The sequence below is a fragment of the Citrobacter sp. RHBSTW-01013 genome (assembly GCF_013781985.1).
Lineage (GTDB): Bacteria > Pseudomonadota > Gammaproteobacteria > Enterobacterales > Enterobacteriaceae > Citrobacter > Citrobacter braakii.
The window spans coordinates 4,760,139-4,784,133 of record NZ_CP056185.1 but is presented as its reverse complement, the minus strand read 5'-3'; the positions used below and the strand labels follow the sequence as shown (position 1 = coordinate 4,784,133).

Annotated in this window: 27 protein-coding genes; 25 read left to right on the top strand and 2 right to left on the bottom strand. The window is 52.7% G+C overall.

From position 1 onward, the window contains the following. The first annotated feature begins 157 nt into the window (after positions 1-157). The 24 genes from HV350_RS22865 (at position 158) to HV350_RS22750 (ending at position 21,944) form a co-directional block, all read left to right on the top strand. Positions 158-703: a terminase small subunit gene (locus tag HV350_RS22865; protein ID WP_057065046.1), complete on the top strand. Its 546-nt coding sequence runs from the start codon at positions 158-160 to the stop codon at positions 701-703. After that, a complete protein-coding gene (locus HV350_RS22860; RefSeq protein ID WP_057065045.1) occupies positions 678-2,600 on the top strand; it encodes a phage terminase large subunit family protein in 1,923 nt (640 codons plus the stop codon). Before HV350_RS22865 ends, HV350_RS22860 begins: the two co-directional genes overlap by 26 nt. Further along, entirely contained in the window at positions 2,600-2,806 is a 207-nt protein-coding gene (locus HV350_RS22855) for a gpW family protein (RefSeq protein ID WP_003034782.1), read from the top strand. The genes HV350_RS22860 and HV350_RS22855 overlap by 1 nt, the downstream gene beginning before the upstream one ends. Further along, on the top strand, positions 2,803-4,395 hold the full coding sequence (locus tag HV350_RS22850) for a phage portal protein (RefSeq protein ID WP_003826190.1): 1,593 nt from the start codon (positions 2,803-2,805) through the stop codon (positions 4,393-4,395). The genes HV350_RS22855 and HV350_RS22850 overlap by 4 nt, the downstream gene beginning before the upstream one ends. Next, entirely contained in the window at positions 4,376-5,713 is a 1,338-nt protein-coding gene (locus HV350_RS22845) for a S49 family peptidase (protein WP_136397966.1), read from the top strand. Before HV350_RS22850 ends, HV350_RS22845 begins: the two co-directional genes overlap by 20 nt. Positions 5,714-5,722: 9 nt before the next feature. Continuing rightward, on the top strand, positions 5,723-6,055 hold the full coding sequence (locus tag HV350_RS22840) for a head decoration protein (RefSeq protein ID WP_057065003.1): 333 nt from the start codon (positions 5,723-5,725) through the stop codon (positions 6,053-6,055). 67 nt (positions 6,056-6,122) lie between these two features. Continuing rightward, the gene (locus HV350_RS22835; RefSeq protein ID WP_003034798.1) at positions 6,123-7,148 is read left to right on the top strand and encodes a major capsid protein; all 1,026 of its coding nucleotides are present in this window, start codon (positions 6,123-6,125) and stop codon (positions 7,146-7,148) included. Between the two features lie 45 nt (positions 7,149-7,193). Beyond that, a complete protein-coding gene (gene gpFI, locus HV350_RS22830; protein WP_057065033.1) occupies positions 7,194-7,598 on the top strand; it encodes a DNA-packaging protein FI in 405 nt (134 codons plus the stop codon). 11 nt (positions 7,599-7,609) lie between these two features. Beyond that, on the top strand, positions 7,610-7,963 hold the full coding sequence (locus tag HV350_RS22825) for a head-tail joining protein (RefSeq protein WP_057065034.1): 354 nt from the start codon (positions 7,610-7,612) through the stop codon (positions 7,961-7,963). A 9-nt stretch (positions 7,964-7,972) separates the two neighbouring features. Then, the gene (locus HV350_RS22820) at positions 7,973-8,527 is read left to right on the top strand and encodes a phage tail protein (protein WP_057065035.1); all 555 of its coding nucleotides are present in this window, start codon (positions 7,973-7,975) and stop codon (positions 8,525-8,527) included. Further along, on the top strand, positions 8,524-8,922 hold the full coding sequence (locus HV350_RS22815) for a phage minor tail U family protein (RefSeq protein WP_057065036.1): 399 nt from the start codon (positions 8,524-8,526) through the stop codon (positions 8,920-8,922). Before HV350_RS22820 ends, HV350_RS22815 begins: the two co-directional genes overlap by 4 nt. 7 nt (positions 8,923-8,929) lie before the next feature. Then, positions 8,930-9,667 (top strand): phage tail tube protein, encoded by a 738-nt coding sequence (locus HV350_RS22810; protein WP_057065037.1) that lies wholly within the window; start codon positions 8,930-8,932, stop codon positions 9,665-9,667. A gap of 36 nt (positions 9,668-9,703) precedes the next feature. Continuing rightward, the gene (locus HV350_RS22805; protein ID WP_057065038.1) at positions 9,704-10,111 is read left to right on the top strand and encodes a phage minor tail protein G; all 408 of its coding nucleotides are present in this window, start codon (positions 9,704-9,706) and stop codon (positions 10,109-10,111) included. Positions 10,112-10,161: 50 nt separating this feature from the next. Continuing rightward, the gene (locus tag HV350_RS22800; RefSeq protein ID WP_008322441.1) at positions 10,162-10,440 is read left to right on the top strand and encodes a phage tail assembly protein T; all 279 of its coding nucleotides are present in this window, start codon (positions 10,162-10,164) and stop codon (positions 10,438-10,440) included. After that, entirely contained in the window at positions 10,418-12,934 is a 2,517-nt protein-coding gene (locus HV350_RS22795; protein WP_181629376.1) for a phage tail tape measure protein, read from the top strand. The genes HV350_RS22800 and HV350_RS22795 overlap by 23 nt, the downstream gene beginning before the upstream one ends. Before the next feature lie 3 nt (positions 12,935-12,937). Next, on the top strand, positions 12,938-13,285 hold the full coding sequence (locus HV350_RS22790) for a phage tail protein (protein WP_181629374.1): 348 nt from the start codon (positions 12,938-12,940) through the stop codon (positions 13,283-13,285). Continuing rightward, positions 13,282-14,037, top strand: coding sequence for a phage minor tail protein L (locus HV350_RS22785; protein ID WP_181629373.1), 756 nt, complete (start codon positions 13,282-13,284; stop codon positions 14,035-14,037). The genes HV350_RS22790 and HV350_RS22785 overlap by 4 nt, the downstream gene beginning before the upstream one ends. A 1-nt stretch (position 14,038) precedes the next feature. Next, on the top strand, positions 14,039-14,752 hold the full coding sequence (locus HV350_RS22780) for a C40 family peptidase (protein ID WP_181629371.1): 714 nt from the start codon (positions 14,039-14,041) through the stop codon (positions 14,750-14,752). A 97-nt stretch (positions 14,753-14,849) separates the two neighbouring features. Continuing rightward, positions 14,850-15,356 (top strand): hypothetical protein, encoded by a 507-nt coding sequence (locus HV350_RS22775; protein ID WP_103014282.1) that lies wholly within the window; start codon positions 14,850-14,852, stop codon positions 15,354-15,356. A 15-nt stretch (positions 15,357-15,371) separates the two neighbouring features. Then, on the top strand, positions 15,372-15,707 hold the full coding sequence (locus tag HV350_RS22770; protein ID WP_074458570.1) for a hypothetical protein: 336 nt from the start codon (positions 15,372-15,374) through the stop codon (positions 15,705-15,707). A gap of 52 nt (positions 15,708-15,759) precedes the next feature. After that, entirely contained in the window at positions 15,760-16,359 is a 600-nt protein-coding gene (locus tag HV350_RS22765; RefSeq protein ID WP_181629370.1) for a tail assembly protein, read from the top strand. 54 nt (positions 16,360-16,413) lie between these two features. Next, complete coding sequence (locus HV350_RS22760; RefSeq protein WP_181629369.1) at positions 16,414-19,638, top strand: host specificity protein J; 3,225 nt, start codon at positions 16,414-16,416, stop codon at positions 19,636-19,638. Next, positions 19,638-20,582 (top strand): DUF6453 family protein, encoded by a 945-nt coding sequence (locus tag HV350_RS22755; RefSeq protein WP_181629368.1) that lies wholly within the window; start codon positions 19,638-19,640, stop codon positions 20,580-20,582. Before HV350_RS22760 ends, HV350_RS22755 begins: the two co-directional genes overlap by 1 nt. Positions 20,583-20,591: 9 nt before the next feature. Beyond that, on the top strand, positions 20,592-21,944 hold the full coding sequence (locus tag HV350_RS22750) for a tail fiber domain-containing protein (protein ID WP_181629365.1): 1,353 nt from the start codon (positions 20,592-20,594) through the stop codon (positions 21,942-21,944). 127 nt (positions 21,945-22,071) lie between these two features. Here the strand turns inward: HV350_RS22750 and HV350_RS22745 are convergent, their stop codons facing one another. Beyond that, positions 22,072-22,314, bottom strand: a complete 243-nt coding sequence (locus tag HV350_RS22745; RefSeq protein ID WP_181629363.1) for a DinI-like family protein — start codon at positions 22,312-22,314, stop codon at positions 22,072-22,074. Between the two features lie 78 nt (positions 22,315-22,392). Between HV350_RS22745 and HV350_RS22740 the strand changes: the two genes are divergently transcribed. Next, positions 22,393-22,782, top strand: a complete 390-nt coding sequence (locus tag HV350_RS22740; protein ID WP_020838546.1) for a S24 family peptidase — start codon at positions 22,393-22,395, stop codon at positions 22,780-22,782. 32 nt (positions 22,783-22,814) lie between these two features. On the opposite strand, the gene HV350_RS22735 is transcribed toward HV350_RS22740, so the two are convergent. After that, positions 22,815-23,909 carry a site-specific integrase gene (locus tag HV350_RS22735; protein WP_149911819.1) on the bottom strand — a complete coding sequence of 365 codons (1,095 nt, stop codon included), beginning with the start codon at positions 23,907-23,909 and terminating at the stop codon, positions 22,815-22,817. Positions 23,910-23,995 lie beyond the last annotated feature (86 nt).

Sequence of the window (23,995 nt, the reverse complement as noted above, 5' to 3'; positions counted from 1 at the left end):
GAAAATTTTCAGGCATTTGCCGTTTCTGTTCTTCTTCTCGCTAATTCATTGTTTTAACTGCAAACACCCCCTGAAAAGAAAGGAAACGATAAGCCTTAAAAACGGCTAAATAACCAGAGAGCGTTTCCTTTCTCTGTTTTTGTGTATGGAGTGAGCTATGGAGGTCAACAAAAAGAGTCTTTCTGAAATATTTGGGGTCAGCGTGCGAACCATTCAGAACTGGCAGGATCAGGGAATGCCTGTAGCACGTGGCGGCGGAAAAGGTAATGAGGTCCTCTATGAATCTTCCGCGGCTATCGAGTGGTATTCCGCACGCGACGCGGCGATTGAGAATGAGAAATTACGGAAGGAGGTGGAAGACCTTCGTCTTGCATCGGAATCCGACCTCCAGCCAGGTACGATTGACTATGAGCGTCACCGCCTTACCCGGGCGCAGGCAGACGCCCAGGAACTAAAAAATGCAAAAGATTCCGCTGAGGTGGTGGAAACCGCATTCTGCACGTTCGTGCTGTCGCGGATGGCCGGAGAAGTAGCCAGCATTCTTGATGGAGTTCCTCTGTCGGTTCAGCGGCGCTTCCCGGAGCTGGAAAACCGACATATTGATTTCCTGAAGAAGGACATCATTAAGGCCATGAACAAAGCAGCTGCGCTGGATGAAATAATACCGGGGTTGCTGAGTGAATATATCGAACAGTCAGGTTAAGGGGCTGCAGCACTCTGCGCGCGCAGGGCTACTTTCGCTGTACCGACCTGAGCCGCAAACGGCGGTTGAATGGGCAGACGATAATTACTATCTCCCCAAAGAGTCGGCCTATCAGGAAGGGCGCTGGGAAACGTTGCCGTTTCAGCGCGCGATCATGAATGCGATGGGTAACGACTACATTCGTGAAGTTAACGTTGTTAAGTCTGCCCGTGTTGGCTATTCAAAAATGTTGCTGGGTGTTTATGCGTATTTTATACAGCACAAGCAGCGAAATTCCCTTATCTGGCTACCCACTGATGGTGACGCCGAAAACTTCATGAAGTCGCATGTTGAACCAACGATCCGCGATATTCCGTCACTTCTGGCGCTGGCCCCCTGGTATGGCAAAAAGCACCGGGACAATACACTCAGTATGAAACGCTTCTCCAACGGGCGCGGGTTCTGGTGTCTGGGGGGTAAAGCGGCGAAAAACTATCGTGAGAAATCGGTCGATGTCGCCGGTTACGATGAACTGGCGGCATTCGATGAAGATATTGAGAAAGAGGGTTCCCCGACGTTCCTGGGTGATAAACGTATTGAGGGGTCTGTCTGGCCCAAATCTATTCGCGGCTCAACGCCAAAAACAAAGGGGACCTGCCAGATTGAGCGTGCTGCCAGCGAGTCCGGGCATTTCATGCGTTTTCATGTTGCCTGTCCGCACTGTGGTGAAGAGCAGTACCTTAAATTCGGCGACAAAGAGACCCCGTTCGGGCTGAAATGGACACCGGGTGAACCCTCCAGCGTCTTTTACCTGTGTGAACATAATGCCTGCGTCATTAAGCAGCAGGAGCTGGATTTCACTGAAGCTCGTTACATCTGCGACACCACCGGGATCTGGACGCGCGACGGTTTATCCTGGTTTTCATCAACAGGCACCGAAATCGACCCGCCAGACAGCGTGACGTTTCACATCTGGACGGCATACAGCCCGTTTACCACCTGGGTACAGATCGTTAAAGACTGGCTAAAAACGAAAGGGGATACCGGAAAGCGTAAAACCTTCGTGAACACCACTCTGGGCGAAACATGGGAGCCTAAAATTGGTGAACGGCCTGACGCGGAGCTCATGGCCGAACGCAAAGAGCTCTTCGGGGCATCCGTACCGGAGCGTGTTGCTTATCTGACAGCCGGGATCGACTCCCAACTGGATCGATATGAAATGCGCGTCTGGGGATGGGGGCCCGGTGAGGAAAGCTGGCTGATTGACCGGCAGATCATTATGGGCCGTCATGATGATGAAGCGACCCTCGTCAGGGTGGACGAGGCGATTAACAAAACCTATCTCCGAAAGAATGGCGTGGAAATGTCGGTATCCCGTATCTGCTGGGATATCGGCGGTATTGACCCCACCATTGTCTACAATCGCTCAAAAAAGCATGGTCTGTTTCGCGTGATCCCAATTAAAGGGGCTTCCGTTTACGGCAAGCCTGTGGCGAATATGCCGCGCAAACGCAACAAGAACGGCGTTTATCTGACGGAAGTGGGGACTGATACCGCAAAGGAGCAGATTTATAACCGCTTCACACTTCAGCCGGAAGGGAGTGATCCTCTTGCCGGTGCCGTGCATTTCCCCAATAACCCCGAAGTTTACGATCTGGCTGAGGCACAGCAGCTTACTGCTGAGGAACAGGTTGAAAAATGGGTGGACGGGCGTAAGAAAATCGTCTGGGACAGCAAAAAGCGACGAAATGAGGCGCTGGACTGCTTCGTGTACGCGCTGGCTGCCCTGCGGATCAGTATTTCGCGATGGCAACTGAATCTTGATTCACTGCTCGCGAGCCTGCTGGAGGAAGAGGGGAACCGGACCAATAACAAAACCCTGGCTGATTATGCCAGGGCATTATCTGGAGATGAATAATGGCGACACAGACTGATCTGGATGCCGCCCGCGCTGCGTTGCACGATCTCATGATGGGAAAGCGGGTGGCAACCGTGCAAAAAGACGGCCGGCGGGTTGAGTTTACCGCGACCTCCGTCAGTGACCTGAAAAAATACATTGCCGAACTTGAGTCACAGGTCGGCACTACTCCACGACGCCGGGGACCGGCAGGATTTTACGCATGAAAACACCTGCTTTGTTAGGACCGGACGGTAAAACCGCTCTGCGGGATTATGCCGGATATCATGGCGGTGCTGGTGGCTTTGGCGGTCAGCTCCGCGCCTGGAATCCACCGAGTGAAAGCGCAGATGCTGCGTTATTGCCTAATTTTTCCCGTGGTAACGCGCGCGCTGACGATCTGGTCCGCAATAACGGCTATGCGGCAAACGCGGTACAGCTCCATCAGGACCACATTGTAGGGTCGTTTTTCCGGCTCAGTTATCGGCCCAGCTGGCGTTTTCTTGGCATTGGAGAGGAAGAGGCTCGGGCGTTCTCCCGTGAAGTTGAGGCGGCCTGGAAAGAATTTGCGGAGGATGATTGCTGCTGCATTGATGCGGAACGTAAGCGTACATTCACCATGATGATCCGTGAAGGTGTATCCATGCATGCGTTTAACGGTGAGTTATGTGCACAGGCCACCTGGGACAGTGATTCCACGCGTCTTTTCCGCACACAGTTCAAAATGGTGAGCCCAAAACGCATCAGCAACCCCAATAACGCAGGAGACACGCGAAACTGTCGGGCAGGTGTCAGAACAAATGACAGTGGCGCCGCGCTGGGATATTACGTCAGCGAGGATGGCTATCCGGGGTGGATGGCACAGAAGTGGACCTACATCCCGCGTGAACTGCCCGGCGGGCGGCCGTCCTTTATCCACGTATTTGAACCCCTGGAGGATGGGCAGACACGCGGTGCCAACGTGTTTTACAGCGTCATGGAGCAAATGAAAATGCTCGATACACTGCAGAATACGCAGCTCCAGAGTGCGATTGTCAAAGCGATGTATGCCGCCACGATTGAAAGTGAGCTGGATACGCAAACCGCGATGGACTTTATTCTCGGCTCAGACAGTAAAGAGCAGCAAAGCAAGATGACTGGCTGGCTGGGGGAGATGGCCTCGTACTATACAGCGGCGCCGGTTCGTCTCGGAGGCGCGAAGGTGCCGCACCTGATGCCGGGCGACTCCCTGAATCTTCAGTCAGCGCAGGATACTGATAACGGCTATTCGACGTTTGAACAATCTCTGCTGCGCTACATTGCTGCAGGTCTGGGTGTGTCGTATGAGCAACTCTCTCGCAACTATTCGCAGATGAGTTATTCCACCGCCCGCGCCAGTGCTAACGAGTCCTGGGCGTACTTTATGGGGCGCCGCAAATTTGTTGCCTCCCGCCAGGCCTGTCAGATGTTTTTATGCTGGCTGGAAGAAGCCATTGTTCGCCGGGTGGTGACATTACCGTCTAAAGCCCGGTTCAGTTTTCAGGAAGCGAGAAGCGCCTGGGGAAATGCTGACTGGATCGGCTCTGGGCGAATGGCCATTGACGGTCTGAAGGAGGTGCAGGAGGCCGTCATGCTCATTGAGGCGGGGCTGAGCACCTATGAGAAGGAATGCGCTAAACGCGGGGAAGACTATCAGGAAATCTTTGCCCAGCAGGTTCGCGAAACGATGGAGCGCCGCGCTGCGGGACTTAAACCGCCAGCGTGGGCGGCTTCGGCCTTTGAGTCTGGACTGAAAAAATCGAATGAGGAGGGGACCGATGACGCCAGAGCTGCGTAATCTCCCACACATTGCCAGTATGGCTTTCAATGAGCCGCTTTTACTTGAACCCGCCTATGCGCGGGTTTTCTTTTGCGCACTCGCTGGTCAGTTAGGTATCACCCGTCTGACCGACACCGTGTCGGGCGTTACGCTTGGCGCAGAGCAGATGGCTGAACCGCTGGCACTCTTTGGTGATGATGAGGAAATGGGGCCAAGGCCGGCGCGAAGCTACCAGGTCACTGATGGTATCGCGGTGCTGCCTGTTTCCGGGACGCTGGTCAGTAAAACCCGCTCACTCCAGCCGTATTCGGGGATGACGGGATACAACGGCATCATCGCCCGCCTCCAGCAGGCAATCAGCGATCCGGGTGTAAACGGCATTCTTCTGGATATGGATACGCCAGGTGGAATGGTGGCGGGTGCCTTTGACTGTGCGGACATCATCGCCCGCATGCGGGATATCAAACCCATCTGGGCGTTAGCCAACGATATGAACTGCAGCGCTGGCCAGCTGATTGCCAGTGCGGCATCGCGTCGGCTTGTGACGCAGACGGCCAGAACGGGATCCATCGGGGTCATGATGGCCCACAGCAATTACAGCGCCGCCCTAAAAACCAGCGGCGTTGAGGTCACGCTGATTTACAGCGGCGATCACAAGGTGGATGGAAACCCTTACGAGAAATTACCGAAAGAGGTGCGTGCAGATTTTCAGACACGTATCGACGCTACCCGGCAGATGTTCGCTGAAAAGGTGGCGGGTTATACCGGCATGTCGGTTCAGGCCGTTCTTGATACTGAAGCCGCTGTGTTTTCAGGCCAGGAATCAGTAGACAACGGCCTGGCGGAGCAGCTGGTCAACAACATGGATGCGCTGAACGTTATGCGCGATGCAATTAATAAACGAACGATGATTTCCCGAGGAGGAAGCATGAAAGGTACTACTGCATCCGCAGATACCACTCAACCAGCAGCATCTGCTGACCAGACCGTGACCACCGTTGACGCGCCTGCTGTGGTCGTTACTGACCCTGCCGCGTGCGCAACTGTTGATATCAGCAGCCAGGTGGTAGCGGCGGTCGCAGCCGAAAACGGTCGCATTATGGGGATCCTGAACTGTGAGGAGGCGAAAGGGCGTGAATCACAGGCGCGCGCGCTGGCAGAAACGCCGGGGATGACGGTGGAAAGTGCCCAGCGCATCCTTGCCGCGGCTCCTCAGAGTGCTCAGGCACGTACGGATACCGCGCTGGATCGTCTGATGGAAACCGCACCCGGCACCGTAACGGCAGGTAGCGCATCTGCCGAAGCGGGTGACGATCTGTTAAATACTCCTGTTTAAGAGGCCAATATGTCTAATACTGAACAATTTACGCACAAACAGCCCCTGGGGAACAGTGACCCGGCGCATACCGGTTATGCACCTGGTGAACTGACGAAAGCAGTACCGGCGATGACGCCCCTGATGCTGGATGCCACTTCCGGCAAGCTGACCGTCTGGGATGGTCAGCATGCGGGGGCCGCCTGTGGTGTTCTGGCAGTGTCTGCCGACCAGAGCAGCACCGAGCTGGCATTCTATAAGTCCGGCTCTTTCCGTATTGAAGATGTGCTCTGGCCGGATGCGGTGACGGATGAACACATCAAACGCAACGCATTCGCAGGTACAGCCATCAGTATCGTCTGACATCCAATTTAACACTAACCATCATCCACAGAAGCCGCCATCGCGGCTTTTTTTACGGGAAACATCTATGTCAATTTACACAACGGCCCAACTGCTGGCGGTCAATGAGAAGAAATTCAAGTTCGATCCGCTTTTCCTGCGTATCTTCTTCCGTGAAAGCTACCCTTTCAGCACCGAGAAGGTGTATCTGTCGCAAATTCCGGGCATGGTCAACATGGCGCTGTACGTCTCGCCTGTTATTTCCGGCAAGGTTATCCGCTCCCGCGGCGGCGCAACGTCAGAGTTTACGCCGGGTTACGTCAAGCCCAAGCACGAGGTAAACCCGCAGATGACGCTGCGTCGCCTGCCGGATGAAGACCCGCAAAATCTGGCTGACCCGGCCTACCGCCGCCGTCGTATTATCCTGCAGAACATGAAGGATGAGGAGCTGGCGATTGCCCAGGTGGAAGAGAAACAGGCGGTGGCTGCTGTTCTCAACGGAAAATACACCATGACCGGCGAAGCGTTTGAACCGGTTGAGGTGGATATGGGACGCAGTGCCGGAAACAACATCATCCAGGCAGGCGCTGCGGCATGGAGCACCCGCGACAAAGAAACCTATGACCCCACTGACGATATTGAGACCTATGCGCTGAACGCCAGCGGCGTGGTCAATATCATCGTCTTTGATCCGAAGGGCTGGGCGTTGTTCCGTTCATTCAAAGCGGTAAAAGAGAAGCTCGACACCCGCCGGGGTTCTAACTCTGAACTGGAAACGGCGCTGAAGGATCTGGGTGAAGCGGTCTCTTATAAGGGAATGTATGGTGATGTGGCCATTGTCGTCTATTCCGGGCAATACATTGAAGACGACACCAAAAAGAACTACCTGCCGGATTTGAGCATGGTGCTGGGTAATACCCAGGCCCGCGGCTTGCGCACCTACGGCTGCATTCAGGATGTGGATGCCCAGCGTGAAGGCATTAACGCTTCCACGCGTTATCCGAAAAACTGGGTACAGACAGGCGATCCGGCGCGTGAGTTCACCATGATCCAGTCTGCACCGCTGATGCTGCTGGCTGACCCGGATGCGTTTGTGTCAGTCAAACTCGCCTGATGTCTATTCTGTGGCCCTGCGGGGCCCTGTTCCGGAGTTGTTATTATGACTGAAAAAGAAAAGTTGATTGCACGACTTAATGAGCTTGGCGCGCAGCTTGGTCGGGAAGTGAATACCAGTGGCACTATTCAGGAGCTTTCTATGCGCATTGCAGAGCTGGAGGAAGAACTGAATGACGGCACGGATACCGATAGTGTTGAAAATGGTGGCGTGAGTGATGGTAGCGCGTCCATCGGCGCCGTAGAACCCGTGCCGCCAGTGGACACTGTGTTAAGCGGCAGAACAGATGACGCGCTGATGGCCGTCGAAACGCTGGCCACGCTGCACATTGAGGCGCTGCACGCGACCCGCGATGAACGGGTATCTATTGTGGAGGCAGGGACCGTGATCCGCGTGACACAAGCGGATGCGGACAGCCTGGTTGCACTCGGACTGGTCCGCGAGCACTAGCAGGGGGCTGTGTGGCTGATTTCGATAACCTTTTTGATGCTGCAATAACACAGGCCGATGACACTATTCGGCAGGTTATGGGGACTTCTGCAACGGTAACGTCCGGTGCGCTTTCTGGCGTCACGTTGAGTGGTGTTTTCGATGATCCGGAAAATATCGGTTACGCCACACCCGGCATCCGTGTCGAGGGGACCAGCCCGTCGCTGTTTGTGAAATCAGCAACGATTGGGCAGCTGGCGCGGCTGGACACGCTGGATATTAACGGAAAGCCTTTCTGGGTTGATCGTATTGGTCCTGATGACTGTGGCTCCTGCCATATCTGGCTTGGTACGGGTTCTCCTCCCGCAGCGACCCGGCGCCGTTAAGGGGAAACTATGTCTTTAAAAGGGCTTGAACAGGCTATAGCAAACCTGAACAGCATCAGCAATACGGCAGTTCCGCGTGCCTCAGCGCAGGCTGTTAACCGTGTCGCCACCCGGGCAGTCAGCCGAAGCGTTGCCGTTGTCTCGAAAGATACGCGGGTGCCACGCAAGCTGGTAAAACAACGCGCGAGGATAAAACGCGCCACGGCGAAAAAACCGATGGCAATGATCCGCGTGAATCGGGGCAACCTGCCCGCGATAAAGCTCGGTACCGCCAGCGTACGGTTATCCCGCAGAAAACGGGACAAAAAAGGGGCCAATAGTGTGCTGCGTATTGGCCCTTTTCGTTTTCCCGGGGCCTTTATTCAACAACTGGGAAATGGCCGCTGGCATGTGATGCGAAGGACATCCAGACCCCGCTATCCGATCGATGTGGTCAGCATTCCACTGGCAGCGCCACTGACGACCGCATTTAAAGATGAGCTGCCGAAGCTCATGGAATCGGATATGCCCAAAGAACTTCGGGCATCCCTTAAAAACCAACTCAGGCTGATTCTGAAACGATGAAACACACTGATATTAGAAAGGCCATTATTGATGCGCTGGAGAGCCATATTGGTAAAGACGCGCTCTATTTTGACGGACGTCCAGCGGTACTGGAGGAGGGGGATTTTCCGGCGGTCGCTGTCTTCCTGACGGATGCCGGGTATACCGGCGAAGAACTGGATGCTGATATCTGGCAGGCCACGCTGCATATCGAAATCTTTTTACCAGCGCAGGTACCCGATTCCGAGCTCGATGACTGGATGGAGTCACGTATTTATCCGGTGCTTGGCAATGTGCCAGGACTTTCCCTGCTGATCAATAACATGGTGCAGCAGGGGTATGACTACCAGCGCGATGATGATCTTGGGCTGTGGAGTTCGGCTGATATGAAATATTCCATTACCTACGAAATGTGAGGACGTAATGACTACACCAAACCCACTGGCGCCGGTAAAGGGTGCCACCACAACGCTCTGGATTTATTCCGGATCGGGTAACCCCTTCGCCAACCCATTATCGGATGTTGACTGGACGCGCCTGGCAAAGATTAAAGACCTGCAGCCCGGTGAACTGACTGCCGAATCAAACGACGACACCTATCTGGATGATGCGGATGCTGACTGGACGTCCACTTCACAGGGCCAGAAATCGGCGGGGGAGGCCAGTTTTACGCTGGCCTGGAAACCTGCCGAGAGCGGGCAGCAGGATCTGGTTCGCTGGTTTGATGACGGTACCGTGCTGGCGTACAAAATCAAATACCCGAATGGCGCCATCGATGTGTTCCGTGGCTGGGTAAGCAGCCTGGGTAAAACGGTGACGGCAAAAGACACCATTACCCGTTCTGTCAAAATCAGCAACAACGGCAAGCCAGGCCTTGCTGAAGACAGCGCTGCTGCAGCGATTGCCGTAACCGGCGTCAGCCTGGATAAATCGACCGCCACCGTTGCAGTTGCTGCCACCACCACGCTGACTGTCACCGTGGCGCCAGCCAGCGCAAACGATCAATCTTTCCGGGCCACCACCACGGATGCAGGTAAAGCCACGGTGACTGTCGCCGGTACGGTGCTGACGGTAACCGGCATTGCTGCCGGAACCGCCGATATTATCGTGATGACCAACGACGGGCTTTTTGTCGCGACCTGTAAAGTCACCGTTTCCTGACTTCCGGGGCTGTGGCCCCGCTTTCTGGAGTAACCCATGTTTTTAAAAAGTGAACCGTTCGAACGTAACGGTAATACAGTCACGCTCTACGAGCTGTCGGCACTGCAGCGTATTGAGCATCTTGAGCACCTGAAGGCGCTGGAAAGTATCACCGATGCCGACATGCAGTCGGCGATGGATATGACGATTAAATCCGGCGCACTGCTGGTGGCCATGTCTTTATGGCATGGACATCCCCTGAAAGGGACGCACAAAACGCCGAAAGAAGACGTTGAACAGATCCAGAATGAGGTGCTGATGACCTGGCCGCTGGAGATTGTTTCCGCTGCAGAGTACAGCGTGAAGCTGCTGTCCGGCATGGTGCCGCTGCAGGAAGCGAATGATCCGGAGGATGTAGCTGTAACTGAGCCAGTCAGTCTGGAAAAGTCCTCGCCAGTGAGCTGACATTCGTCCTGAAACTGGCGCGTGAATTTCGCCGCCCGGACTGGCGCGCCATGCTTGCTGGTATGTCGTCAACGGAATACGCCGACTGGCGAACGTTCTACCAGGACAATTTTTTTAATGATGTGCAACTGGATGCGCATTTTTCCTCGCTGATGCATATCGTCATTACCGCGCTTGACCCCAAAACCACATCAACCCCTGCCAGCTTCAGCCTGCTTTCACCTTCTGCGGAGGATATTGCCGACGATGAACCCGGTGATGCTGTGCTGATGGCAAAGGCCGAGGGCATTTCAGGAGGTGTTCGCTATGGCCCAGACGGCAGTGGGTGACCTGGTCGTTAACCTTGACGTTAATTCGTCAAAGTTCAACGAGCAGATGGAGTACGTAAAAAGGCAGTTTAAGCAGACGGGTGACGCAGCGAATGACTCGGCGCTGAAGGTGCAGCAGTCATTTACCCGCCAGGAGAGCGCCGCGAAGAAGGCCGGAATTTCAGTCGGCCAGTACAACGCGGCGATGCGTATGCTGCCTGCGCAGTTTACGGATATCGCCACCCAGCTGGCCGGTGGGCAGAGTCCGTGGCTTATCCTGCTGCAGCAGGGCGGTCAGGTGAAAGACTCCTTCGGCGGTATTATTCCGACCTTTCGGGCGCTGCTGGGCACCATATCGCCGGTGATGGTAGGTGTTGGCGCGCTGGCTGCCGCCACTGGCGCGGTGGTTTACGCCTGGTATCAGGGCTCGTCCACGCTGTCTGATTTCAACAAAACGCTGGTCCTGTCCGGTAACACTGCCGGGCTGACCTCAAACCGCATGCTGGTGCTGGCGAAATCCGGCGAGCAGGCGGGACTCACGTTTAACCAGACCAGCAGCGCGCTGACGGAGCTGGTCAACGCCGGAGTGCGTGCCGGTGCCCGGTTCGATGAGATGAGTCAGGCTGTAGCGAAATTTACCGATGCGTCGGGTGTGCCGGTCGATAAGGTGGCGGCGGCATTCGGTAAACTGACGAACGATCCGACCTCTGGTCTGATTGCCATGGCGCAACAGTTCCACAACGTTACCGCGGAACAGATTGCTTATGTGGCGCAGCTGCAGCGTGCCGGGGATGAAGCCGGGGCGCTGCAGGCAGCTAATGATGCGGCGACGAACGGTTTCCGCGAGCAGACAAAGAGCCTGCGCGACAATATGGGGTCGATTGAGACTGCTGCCGACAGCCTGAAGCGCGCTTTTAAATCGATGTGGGATGCGGCGCTCGATATCGGGCGGCCTGACACCGCGCAGGAGATGGTTGCCAAAGCGGAAGCGGCCTTTAAGCGGGCGGATGAAATCTGGAATCTGCGTAAAGGTGATGGTTATGTCAATGATGATGCGCGCGCCAGCTACTGGAACGATCGGGAATCTGCCCGCCTTGCACTGGAAATGGCGCAGCAGCAGGCCGGTGTGGCAAAGGCAACTGAGGATAACGCAGCCCGCGAGGCGGTGATTGAATCTGACCGCCAGAAGTATGCCGCGCAGGCGCAGTCGAATTATGCAAAGACGCAGACTGCGCTGGAGAAGTACACGGCCCGTCAGAATGAACTGAACAAGGCGCTTAAAGACGGACGGATCCTCCAGGCTGACTACAACATCAATCTGGAAGCTGCGAAAAAAGAATACGACGACTCGCTGAAGAAACCCAAAGCCCCTTCAGCGGTAAAAACACCTGCAGGTGTAAAAAGTGTCGATACTGCCAGCGCGCAGACGCTGGAGCTGGAGGCGCAGTTACGCACTCTGCAGGAGCACAAGAGCATCACGGATACCATCAGCCAGCAGCGGCAGGAATTGTGGAAACAACAATCCCGCTTTTCGGTGCTGGAAGAGGCCGCCAAAAAGCGCGCGCTGACCGCCGATGAAAAATCGGTGCTGGCGAACAAAGACGAGGTACTGGCGCGGGCCGAAGTGAATGCCCGGTTGGGCGATCAGATTGTTGCCCAGGAACGGTTAAACCGCCTGCAGGACAGCTCGCAGAAGTACGTTACCCAGATTGGGGAGAAAACCCGGGCGCTTGTGGCCGGGGGCAGCATGAGCAGTCGCGGCGCGCAGCGGCAAAACGAAGAGGCACAGCTGCGGCAGGGCTGGATGAATGCCGGCGGTACGGACACCGATCAGGGTTATCAGAACGAACTGGATGCACTGAAGAAATATTATGCCGCACAGGACGAGCTCCGCGGCAACTGGCAGGCCGGGGCGAAATCAGCGTGGGCTGACTATGCCGATTCAGCAGCTGATGCCTATGGCTCGATGAAGTCTGCTGCTTCAGCCACATTCGATGGTATCAGCCAGAATATGGCCGATATGCTGACGACAGGGAAAGCAAACTGGGCAGATTTCACCCGTTCCACGTTGTCGATGCTGACGCAGATCCTGATGAAGCAGGCCATGACCGGCCTGGTCAGTTCTGCCACGTCAGCGCTGGGTTTTGCTGGCGGTGGTTATACCGGATCCGGCGGCAAGTATGAGCCAGCAGGTGTGGTGCACCGTGGCGAGTTTGTCTTTACGCAGGAAGCCACTAACCGAATCGGTGTCGGCAACCTTTATCGCATGATGCGCGGTTATGCGACTGGTGGCCTGGTCGGGGGGAGTGGCGCTGGCGTTGCTTCTCCTTTTGGTGTCAGCGTGTATGCACCGGTTTCGGTTACAACAGGCCAGGGGGATTCCGGTCAGCAGAAAGGAAACGGTGATGCGCTGGGGAAAGCCTATCAGCAGGTGATCAACAGTTCCATCAGGGAAGGTATCACCAGAGAGGTCCGGCCCGGAGGCATTATCTGGAATGCAACAAAACAGAGGTAAGCAATGGCGATCGAGCATTTTGCGTGGCGGATTAAAGCATCCAGCCAGCCGACCCTGAAAAGTAAGGATACCGTCCGCACGGCACAGTTTGGTGATGGCTATAAGCAAGTATCAGGTGCCGGGATGAATGATGAAACGCTCAGCTATGAGTTTTCATTTACCGGCGAACCGGGAACCGTCAAGGATATCTATGCTTTTCTGCGGCGCCATAAGACGAAATCATTTTCGTTTACCCCGCCAGGCGGTGATCTTGTGCTGTGGCGTGTTGAGGCAGACAGCCTGCAGCGCGTCACCAAAAGTAAAACGGTGGAAACCGTATCAGCCACCTTTGAACAGGCGTTTGCGCCATGAGCTTAAACAGTGATTATCAGAAACTTGAGCCGGGCAATGTTGTCCGGCTTTTTGATGTCGATGGTACCGCATTTGGTGTTTCCGACGTTCTCCGCTTCCACGCCCACAACATTGCCCACACTCCCGATGAAGTTGCCGCTGCTGGTGGAGATGAAAATAAGCTACCGGCGAAATCGATCTGGTGGCAGGGGCAGGAATATAAAGCCTGGCCCTGCCAGATCGAGGGTATTGAGACGGCGACCGACGGGACCAGCGCGCAGCCGACGCTGTCGGTCGCTAACCTGGACAGTTCCATTACGGCGCTGTGTCTTGCTTATGATGACCTGCTGCAGGCAAAGGTCACGATTCATGACACGCTGGCGCAGTATCTGGATGCGAAAAACTATCCGGAGGGCAACCCGTTAGCGGATCCGCAGCAGGAAAAGCTGAAGGTGTTTTACATTGACGCCAAGAGCACTGAAACCAATGAGGTGGTGGCGTTTACGTTATCCAGTCCAATGGACCTGCAGGGGCTGATGATCCCGACGCGCCAGCTACATTCGCTTTGTACCTGGTGTATCCGTAACAAATACCGCTCAGGTGATGGATGTGACTATGCCGGAACGCGTTATTTCGACAAGCACAACAACCCGGTTAACGATCCGTCACTCGATGAATGCCCCGGTACGCTCACTGCGTGCAAGTTGAGGCATGGCGAGGGGAACGAGTTGCCGTTCGGTGGTTTCCCTGGCACATCCCTGATCAGGAGCTGATATGCGTCAGAAAATTATCGATGCCATTATGGCGCATGCTGCTGCTGAATATCCGCGCGAATGCTGCGGCGTGGTGGTGCAAAAAAGCAGGGTGCAGCGGTACATTCCCTGCCGTAATCTGGCAACCGATCCGACAGAGCATTTCCACCTGTCACCGGAGGATTACGCCGCTGCCGAAGACTGGGGAACAGTGATTGCCATTGTCCACAGCCACCCGGATGCCACGACGCAGGCGAGCGAACTGGATAAGGCACAGTGTGACGCTACACTGCTTCCCTGGCATATCGTCAGCTGGCCGGAAGGGGATTTACGCACCATTCAGCCGCGCGGCGAGTTACCGCTGCTGGAACGTCCGTTCGTTCTCGGCCATTTCGATTGCTGGGGGCTGGTGATGAGTTATTTCCGGCAAACGTATGGCATTGAGCTGACGGATTACCGCGTGGATTATCCCTGGTGGGAGGATAGTTACCCCGAAAACTTCTACCACGATTGCTGGTATGAGTGCGGATTCCGTGAATTCAGTGGCGTACCGCAGCCAGGTGATATGGTGATCATGCAGGTCCAGTCCAAGAAGTGGAATCACGCGGGAATTTTACTGGAAGGTAACATGCTGTTGCATCATCTGTATGGGCACCTCAGCCAACGTGTGCCATACGGCGGCTACTGGCAAGAAAGAACAATGAAGATTCTAAGGTATCGTGATTTCGCAAGTTAAAAAGCTGTATAGCGCATTGATTTATGAATGTTTGATGTTGTCTTCTATTCATTCAAGATGGTTTAATTACCTCGTTGCATGTTAACAAGGGAAAGACATGAAAAACCATCTACTTGCACTGGCTTTATTATTTTTTTCGTCATTATCAATGGCATATGATAGCGTCAAAGGGTATGGAAACACTTCTTGGGGGATGAGCCCAGAAGAGGTAATTGGTGCTGAAAATGGTAAGGTTCATAAAATCACTCCCCCATTGGAATACTATGAAACATTAGGACTTGTTGGAGTTGATAAGGTTGAAATCGGTGGTGGGAATTTCAAAGTTGTATATCAATTTAAGGAAAGTAAGCTTGTACAGGTTATAGTGCAGTCTATCGATAATAAATTTGTAAATATCAATAAAGGGTTATTTCAATCTGTTGATTCACTTTTGACACAAAAATATGGCACCCCTATTTATAAAGAGCCATATAAAGAGATAGTTTGGAATGTTTCTGGTATGAATGTAAATCTTAGCCATACTATTATTGACGGTATATCTAATTTTGTTACTGTTACGTATAGACCAGAGTCAGAACAGGCTAAAAAAAGTGATAATCTGTAATGCATGAGGTTAATTTTGAAAAAGCTACTTTCTTTAATTTTTTGCACTCTTCTAACCGCCTGTAGTACCGGGTCTCTCGAAGCGCAGAAACCAATATTTGAAATGCACACCGATAAAGACATTGATACGGTTAACAGATGTATTGCTCCAAAATGGCTTGAATTACGTGCATCTAGTACAAGTATACCGACTGCATCAGGGTATAAAATAACTGCATCAGATGATATCTTTGGCGCTTTGTCTATTGTTAATATTGATAAGTCTTCAAATAGTGGCAGTGATGTTAAAGTTTACGCTGTTGCTAGAGGATGGAATGACCACTGGGCAAATGCAGCAAAATCCTGTATGTGATTTTAATTAATTAAAAAGGCCACTTGAGAGTGGCCTTTTTTATGGGGTAAATATGCAAGAAATAATGACTAGGATTGAACTAGGTGGCGCGTTAGGTAAAACATTTGGTAGAGCCCATGACAGACTAATACGTACAACAGCAGAGGCTATCAATGCATTATCAAAAACAATTTGTGGATTTGAGCAATATTTAAATACGAGTAAAAATCGTGGTCTAACGTATGCTGTATTTAAAGGTAAAAGAAATATTGGAAAAGATGATTTATGTTTTCCAGTTACAGGAGAGGTGATAAGAATTATCCCTGTTGTAATTGGCAGTAAAAAGGCTGGCCTACTTCAAACAGTTTTAGGGGCTGTCCTTGTTGTCGTTGGTGTTGCAGTCGGATATTTATCGGGCGGAACTTTATCAGCAGTAGGCTATGGCGCTGCAAAACTAGGCGCTGCAATGATGCTTGGTGGTGTTGTTCAAATGCTCTCACCTCAACCGTCAGGTCTTGCCAGTAAACAGGATGCCGAAAATCGGGCTTCGTATGCATTCGGTGGTGTAACTAACACTGCCGCTCAGGGTAATCCAGTTCCGCTTCTATACGGACGCAGGCGTATTGGTGGGGCGATCATCTCTGCTGGTATATACGTCGAAGACCAGCAATAACAAAATAATCTTCCTTTCAGGCTACCTTATGGTGGCTTTTTTTATGGGCGCAATATGGCTACAGCAACCCCGATTAAAGGCCGCAAGGGCGGCAGTTCCAGTTCACGAACCCCTACCGAACAGCCTGATGATCTGCAATCTGTAGCGAAGGCCAAAATCCTCGTTGCGCTTGGGGAAGGGGAATTTGCAGGGCAATTAACCGGAAAAAATATCTACCTGGACGGTACGGCGCTGGAAAACACAGATGGCTCCCAAAACTTTAGCGGCGTGACGTGGGAATTTCGCGCGGGAACTCAGGCACAAAATTACATTCAGGGCATTCCCGGTACCGAAAACGAAATCAACGTTGGAACAGAAGTATCAAGCGCAACAGCCTGGACGCGTACCTTCACCAACACCCAACTATCAGCCGTTCGCCTGCGACTGAAATGGCCTTCACTGTTTAGGCAGGAGGACAACGGCGATCTGGTAGGGTATTCCATCAATTATGCAATAGACCTGCAAACTGATGGTGGGACCTGGCAAACCGTTCTTAATACCAGCGTAACCGGCAAAACGACGTCTGGTTATGAGCGCAGCCACCGTATTGATTTACCGCAGGCTGGCAGCACCTGGACAATCCGGCTGCGTAAAATTACCGCTGACGCAAACAGCGCCAAGATCGGCGACACGATGACGCTGCAAAGCTTCACGGAGGTGATTGATGCCAAGCTGCGCTATCCGAACACCGCGCTGCTGTACATCGAATTCGACTCAAGTCAGTTCAATGGTTCGATTCCACAGATATCCTGTGAACCACGTGGCCGGGTGATCCGAGTGCCTGATAACTATGACCCCGATACGCGGACTTATAGTGGTACATGGCAGGGCGCGTTTAAGTGGGCCTGGACAGATAACCCGGCGTGGATATTTTACGATCTGGTTATTACCGATCGCTTTGGTCTGGGTAATCGCCTGACTGCAGCCAACATCGATAAATGGACGTTGTACCAGGTATCGCAGTATTGCGATCAGCCGGTACCGGACGGAAAGGGTGGAAACGGGACCGAACCACGCTATACCTGTAACGTCTATGTTCAGGACAGGAATGACGCTTACACTGTGTTGCGTGACTTTGCGGCTATATTTCGGGGTATGACGTACTGGGGCGGTGATCAGATTGTTGCGCTTGCTGATATGCCAAGAGATGTGGATTACGCTTACACCCGCGCTAACGTTATCGACGGACGCTTTACCTATTCCAGCAGCACGACAAAAACGCGGTATACCACGGCACTGGTTTCCTGGTCTGATCCGGGTAATGCCTATGCGGATGCGATGGAGCCGGTGTTTGAGCAGCCTCTGGTGGCCCGGTACGGATTTAATCAGCTGGAAATGACAGCCATCGGCTGCACCCGGCAGTCAGAAGCGAACCGAAAGGGGCGCTGGGGTATTCTCACCAACAACAAGGATCGCGTTGTTTCGTTTGATGTTGGCCTGGACGGAAACATTCCGCAGCCGGGCTATATCATCGCCGTGTCAGACGAGCTTCTGTCCGGCAAAGTTATGGGCGGCCGCATCAGTGCTGTTAACGGTCGCGTGATTAAACTTGACCGCGTAGCTGATGCATCAGCAGGCGATCGCCTTATTCTCAATCTTCCCTCCGGTGCGTCACAGAGCAGAACTATTCAGGCGGTTAACGGGGAATCAGTCACAGTCACCACGGCATACAGTGAGACGCCACATGCCGAAGCTGTATGGGTGGTTGAGTCAGATGAACTCTACGCCCAGCAATATCGTGTTGTCAGTGTCTCCGATAACAATGATGGTACCTTCTCGATTACCGGCGCATGGCACGACCCGGATAAATATGCCCGTATCGATACCGGAGCCATCATTGACCAGCGGCCGGTGAGTGTGATCCCGCCGGGTAACCAGTCGCCGCCGGCTAACATTGTGATCAGCTCGTTTTCAGTGGTGCAGCAGAATATCAGCGTCGAAACCATGCGTGTGAGCTGGGACCAGGCGCAGAATGCTATCGCCTACGAGGCACAGTGGCGCCGCAATGATGGTAACTGGGTAAACGTGCCGCGCAGCTCCACCACCTCATTTGATGTATCGGGTATTTATGCAGGGCGCTACCTCGTGCGTGCGCGCGCCATTAATGCCTCTGAAATATCCTCTGGCTGGGGCTACTCCGAAGAGAAAACGCTGACGGGCAAAGTGGGAAATCCACCGAAACCTGTCGGCTTTGCGACAACGCCGATCAACTGGGGGATTCGCCTGAACTGGGGATTCCCGGCTAATACCGGGGATACGCTGAAAACGGAAATTCAGTACACCGCGAACAGTGATTTCTCCAATCCTCTTTTACTGTCGGATGTGCCTTATCCGTCTGCCGAATACACCCAACTGGGACTGAAGGCGGGACAGGAGTTCTGGTACCGCGCGCAGCTGGTTGACCGAACGGGTAATGAATCAGGCTGGACCGACTGGGTTCGTGGTGTATCCAACGCGAATGCTGACGACTACCTGGGCGATATTGCTGATGACTTCCTGACGTCTGCCGACGGTGACCGCCTGACAGGCGATATTGATACCAACCTCGAAGCCGCATTGCAGAATGCGCTGGCCAACCATGCAACCGCGGAACACCAGTGGGCGCAGTACGGCGAGGTGCGCGCGGATATTCTGGTAATTAAAACGACGGTCGCCAGTGTGGATAAGGCGATGGCGGAAATGTCCACTCAGGTACAGGCGCAGATTAAAGATGTAACCGCCTCGCTTGAGGATAAGCTCACCGCCACCGTTGATGCTACAAGTGCTACGGCCATTCATACCCTGAAAGCCGGAGTGCGCATCAACGATATTTTTTACAGTGCCGGTATATCAATTGCGGTGCTGGCGGAAGCGGGTAAGCCGGTGGTCACTCGCGTCGGATTTAACGCCAACCAGTTCGTCCTGATGAGTGGCAGCGGTGATACGCAGTATTCACCCTTTGCTGTTGTTAATGGTCAGGTGTTTATCAGTTCTGGCTTCATCCAGGATGGCACTATTATCAATACAAAAATTGGTAATTACATTCAGTCTAACACCTGGGATGGTACCGGTAATGTTGGTTGGCATATCAACAAATCAGGCTATGCGACATTCAATGATGTCACTGTCCGTGGTTCAATTTATGCCAACAACGGTAATTTTGCATTTAACGGCATCAATAACACTGTCGTCATCAACGGAAATGGGCTGACTGTTAATTTGCCTGGTGGCGGCAAAGTTGTCGTCGGGAGGTGGTCATAATGCCGGAAGGTATTCTGATTGATTACAACGACGGCCGTCCGGTGATGGCAATTACTGCGGGGCTTCGCGCCCCCAGTTTTTGTACATCGTTCTCGGGCTGGTCATCCCAGTTCATGCAGTACCCGGTCAATACACCGCTTGTTCCCGGTTCACAGGCTATCGTGGTGCCAACCAATCCCATTTACATCTATTCCTTTGCTGAATTTGATGTGGCCATAATGAGCAGCGTCACCCGAAACGGTGATTCAGGGGTGATTATCGGGGCTGAGACAATCGGTGGGAAAAGCATTGTCCCTGACTGGTCAGGCTACGTTATGGAGCTGCTACCTGCGGCGACTTATAACGAAGGTTTACTGGTTTCAAACTCGACTGACTTCACCGCTATATCCAATCAGGCTGCGCTGATGACCTGCGCTTATTCCGGGCGCATTACGGTTAGCGGCAGCGCTGCGCTTCCGGTCAGCGGTATTCCTTTCGGCAAATGGGATAACCCGAATGTGTCGGTGGGGTTTGATGGCACCAGTATCATCGTTCGCGATATTTCCTACACAGGGCGGGACGACGTGGCCGGAACGGCGACGATAGACCTGGTGATATTCAACCAGACCGCACCAGTCGGCGGAGACGGTATTACGATGACCAACGCGGCAGGTCAGGTCACGTTCTCCACGCTGAAACGCCCCTTTGTGTATGACCGACAAATCCAGATCACCGATGCTTTCCAGAATATTGGCGGCGGGTTCTGCCAGATAGTTTATACCGGCGTGCAGGTCCGTATGGATGGTGGTTACGGAAATATACGGACGAAGGGGGTCGTGATGTCCGGTGGTAATGTCAGGTCAGCCTACAACAAAGTCTTTGCTAACCACAACTCCGGTTCGTGGGATATGAGCCGGAACAGAAATATCAACATGCCCATTCTCATTATTCCGAACATGTACTGAGGAAAATCTATGTCAGCAGGAACATTAACCCTGACGAATAACTCTGATGTTATTACAGGCAGCGGCACCGCATTTACAACTGAACTGGTGGTTGGTGACTTTATTGTTGTTACGGTCGGCGGTATTACTTACACACTGCCAGTAAAGACGATCGACAGTGACACTCAAATCACCCTGATCAGCAAGTATCCCGGCCCGTCACAAGCATCCTCTGCGTGGAATGCTGTTCCACGAGCCACCCAGAACCAGGTGACCGCTGCGCTGGTTGCGCAGACAACTGAGGCGCTTCGTGGGCTTAATTACGACAAGCAGAACTGGCAAATGGTGTTCAGCACCGGTGGTGATATTACTGTGATGCTGCCTGACGGCTCTCAGTTTTCCGGACCAAGCTGGAAAAAGATAACCGACCTGCTTAAAGAAATAGACCCCGACCACCTGCAGTCCCTGGCTGACCAGATATCAGCTGATGCGGGACAAGTTGCTGTCGATAAAACGGCCGCAGCGGCAAGCGCATCAACAGCTTCAACAGCAGCATCGACTGCAACCACGAAAGCGGGAGAGGCGGCTACCAGTGCTTCAACTGCAACCACGAAAGCCGGAGAGGCAGCCACCAGTGCATCGACCGCAACCACAAAAGCGGGAGAGGCGGCTACCAGTGCGCAGCAGGCCCATGACACAGCAGCTGCACTCGGTAATTTATCCGACTTCTCTCAGTGCATAGCATCAGTAAATACCGCGACATTCGCCATTAGTATGAAAGGCGATATTTCCGCACCAACGACGGTTATTACGGAAGCCATACCGGCAATCAAAGCCGCGCCCTTTAATATAAAGCATATCTACTCCGGGAGCCGGGTATTTGCGCCTGCGGGGATGGCAACCATACAGAAAACAGGAGGTACGGGAGGCCAGTTCACATTAAACATGGCGTTCGGTGGTTACATTGGTTCTGCAGGGACGGCAGACTCAGCAGGCCCAATGTTGACCTGCTCTGACGGGTATGGCTATACAAAGCACTGGCTTTTTGCGAATGGTTCCGGAGGAATCAATACCTCAAATGGGGCGATATTTCCGTCAGGTTCGGATCGACGCCTGAAAAAAGAAGTAACTGCGGCACAAACAGGTGCCCTGGACCGTGTCAGCCGGATAGAGCCTTACGAGTTCACATGGCGAGGGGATGGCCGACGAGACCGCGGGGTTATAGCCCAGCAGCTCCAGGAAGTGGACCCACTATATGTGTTTGAGGCGGGAGGTGAGGACCCGGAAAACCCTATCCTTAACGTGTCGTATCTGGCCCTGGTGTCTGACTTGATCGGGGCAGTACACGAGTTGAAAGCAGAACTTGACACGTTGAAAAAGTAAGCAATATACCACCTGAAAAACAGGACTAGTGTGCCTGACGAATCGTTAAAAAACCGTAGCCATTGTCTGGAAAGTTCAGGCTACGGGTCGATTCATAACATGATTAGAGTGCGCGCCTCGCTTCATATTACTCAGAAATAAGCCAGAACTCAGCCTCTTCAAACATTTCCTGAACTACTGCACTAATCCGTTCCTTCTCATGCTTGCTGGCGTCAGTGTTGATCGCCGGCAGTGTCATCATCGGTTTTACCCGAACATCAGCATCGGGGAAGATCCGGTTAACCCTCTTGGTTAACTCGCCCAGAATGATATCTTTTGCACCGGGCAGACCATCAAAATTCCTTTTGTCATAAACGAGTTCCACGAACATTGCTTATTGCTCCTTTACTGGATGGATATACAGTATTTATACTGTGTTTTTATCCGGTATTCAAGAGAGGGCGTAAACATGGGCTTTCCTTCACCTGCGGCAGATTATGTTGAAACACGAATCTCCCTAGATCAGCAGCTAATCAGCCAGCCAGCAGCGACTTATTTTATGCGGGCATCGCGTTCACATTTCAGGGAAGGGATAATCCAGGGGGCGCTACTGGTTGTTGATGCGTCACTTTCTCCCTGTGATGGCTCGCTGCTGATCTGCGCGATAGACGGAGAATTTAGGATCAAGCGATATCGGACACATCCTCAACCCCACCTCGTTAATCTGGAGAACGGGAGAAAGGAGGCGCTGCCAGTAGATGATGGCGGTTACAGTTCTGCACCCGCTATATTCGGGGTGATCACGTACATCATTAATGATGCCAGGAATGGAGAGTTCGACGATTGCCCAGTTATGTAATGAAAAAAAAGCCCGTTTATACGGGCTTTCGTTTAGTCATTTTTTCTGGACTTTTGCAATTGTTCAAGCCTTACATGAAGTGATTTAGGGAATAGCTCTGTGTAAACTTGCCACAGTACATTCAGCGACCTGTGGCCAGTAACTTGAGCCACTTCCTCTATACTGAATCCAGCTTCAAAAAGTCTGCTGGCGCCTTCCCTTCTAAGGTCATGATATCTTAGATCCTCAATTCCAAGAGCACTTCTTACCCTTTGGAATCCTGCCGTTACGGAACTGCTTATATAAGGGAATATTAGCTCTGACTTACGCGGCTGGCGCTGGACAATATCCCAGGCTTCTCCGAGTAAAGCGACATTCATGTGGTTCCCTTCTTTTTTACGTGGATCCTTCCTGTCTCTCACCAGCACTGATTTTTGTTTTTCATCGATATCATCCCATCGCAGACGGCAAACCTCGCCAATGCGCATGCATGATAAAACAGAAAACATCAGAATATCGACGAATGGGATTTTTGATCCCCGCCTTTGAGAACGTTGCTTCAGGCCTTCAATCAGCATGTCTAGTTCTTCAGATGCTGGTCGACGACTACGTCGATTTGATTTTCCAATTAACCCCAATTTTAGGAGGTGAGGGCGTGCCTCTTTTGCCGGATTGCTAGTATAGTTAATGCCATACACTGGCTTTGCACAATCAAGCACGCTTCCAAGATAGCTGACGTCATGGCTTACGGTCGCTGGCCCGGCTCCTGCATTATTTCGCAATCGACAGTGCTCTATTACGTCATTTGCGGTTAATGACAACAGGGGGATAGCTGCAATGTCGCAGTCAACGAGCATATTAAGAACATAGCTTTTTGTTCGCCCCGCTTTGCCACCAGCGTTTGGATCATTGATGTATTTTTGCAACAAATCACGGACTGTTATTCCGGTAGCATCATCAGATGACGGGAGACCATAAAGATCCAGTTCCATAACCCTCTGGGATCCCCATGTTTTAGCATGCGCCTGTTTTGGGAAGGTTTTACTTTCTCTGAATGTGATAACGCCTTTTTCCTTAATGAGCACGGTACAGCGGTAGCGTGGAGTGCCATCAGATTTTAATCGTTTCTCTATGTTATAGTATGCCATTACTCTGTCTCGTTATTTCAGGTTCCCATAAGCGTGGGGGCCTGAGTGGGGACCTGATGAGAGAAAAATATACTTAAATGTCAAAA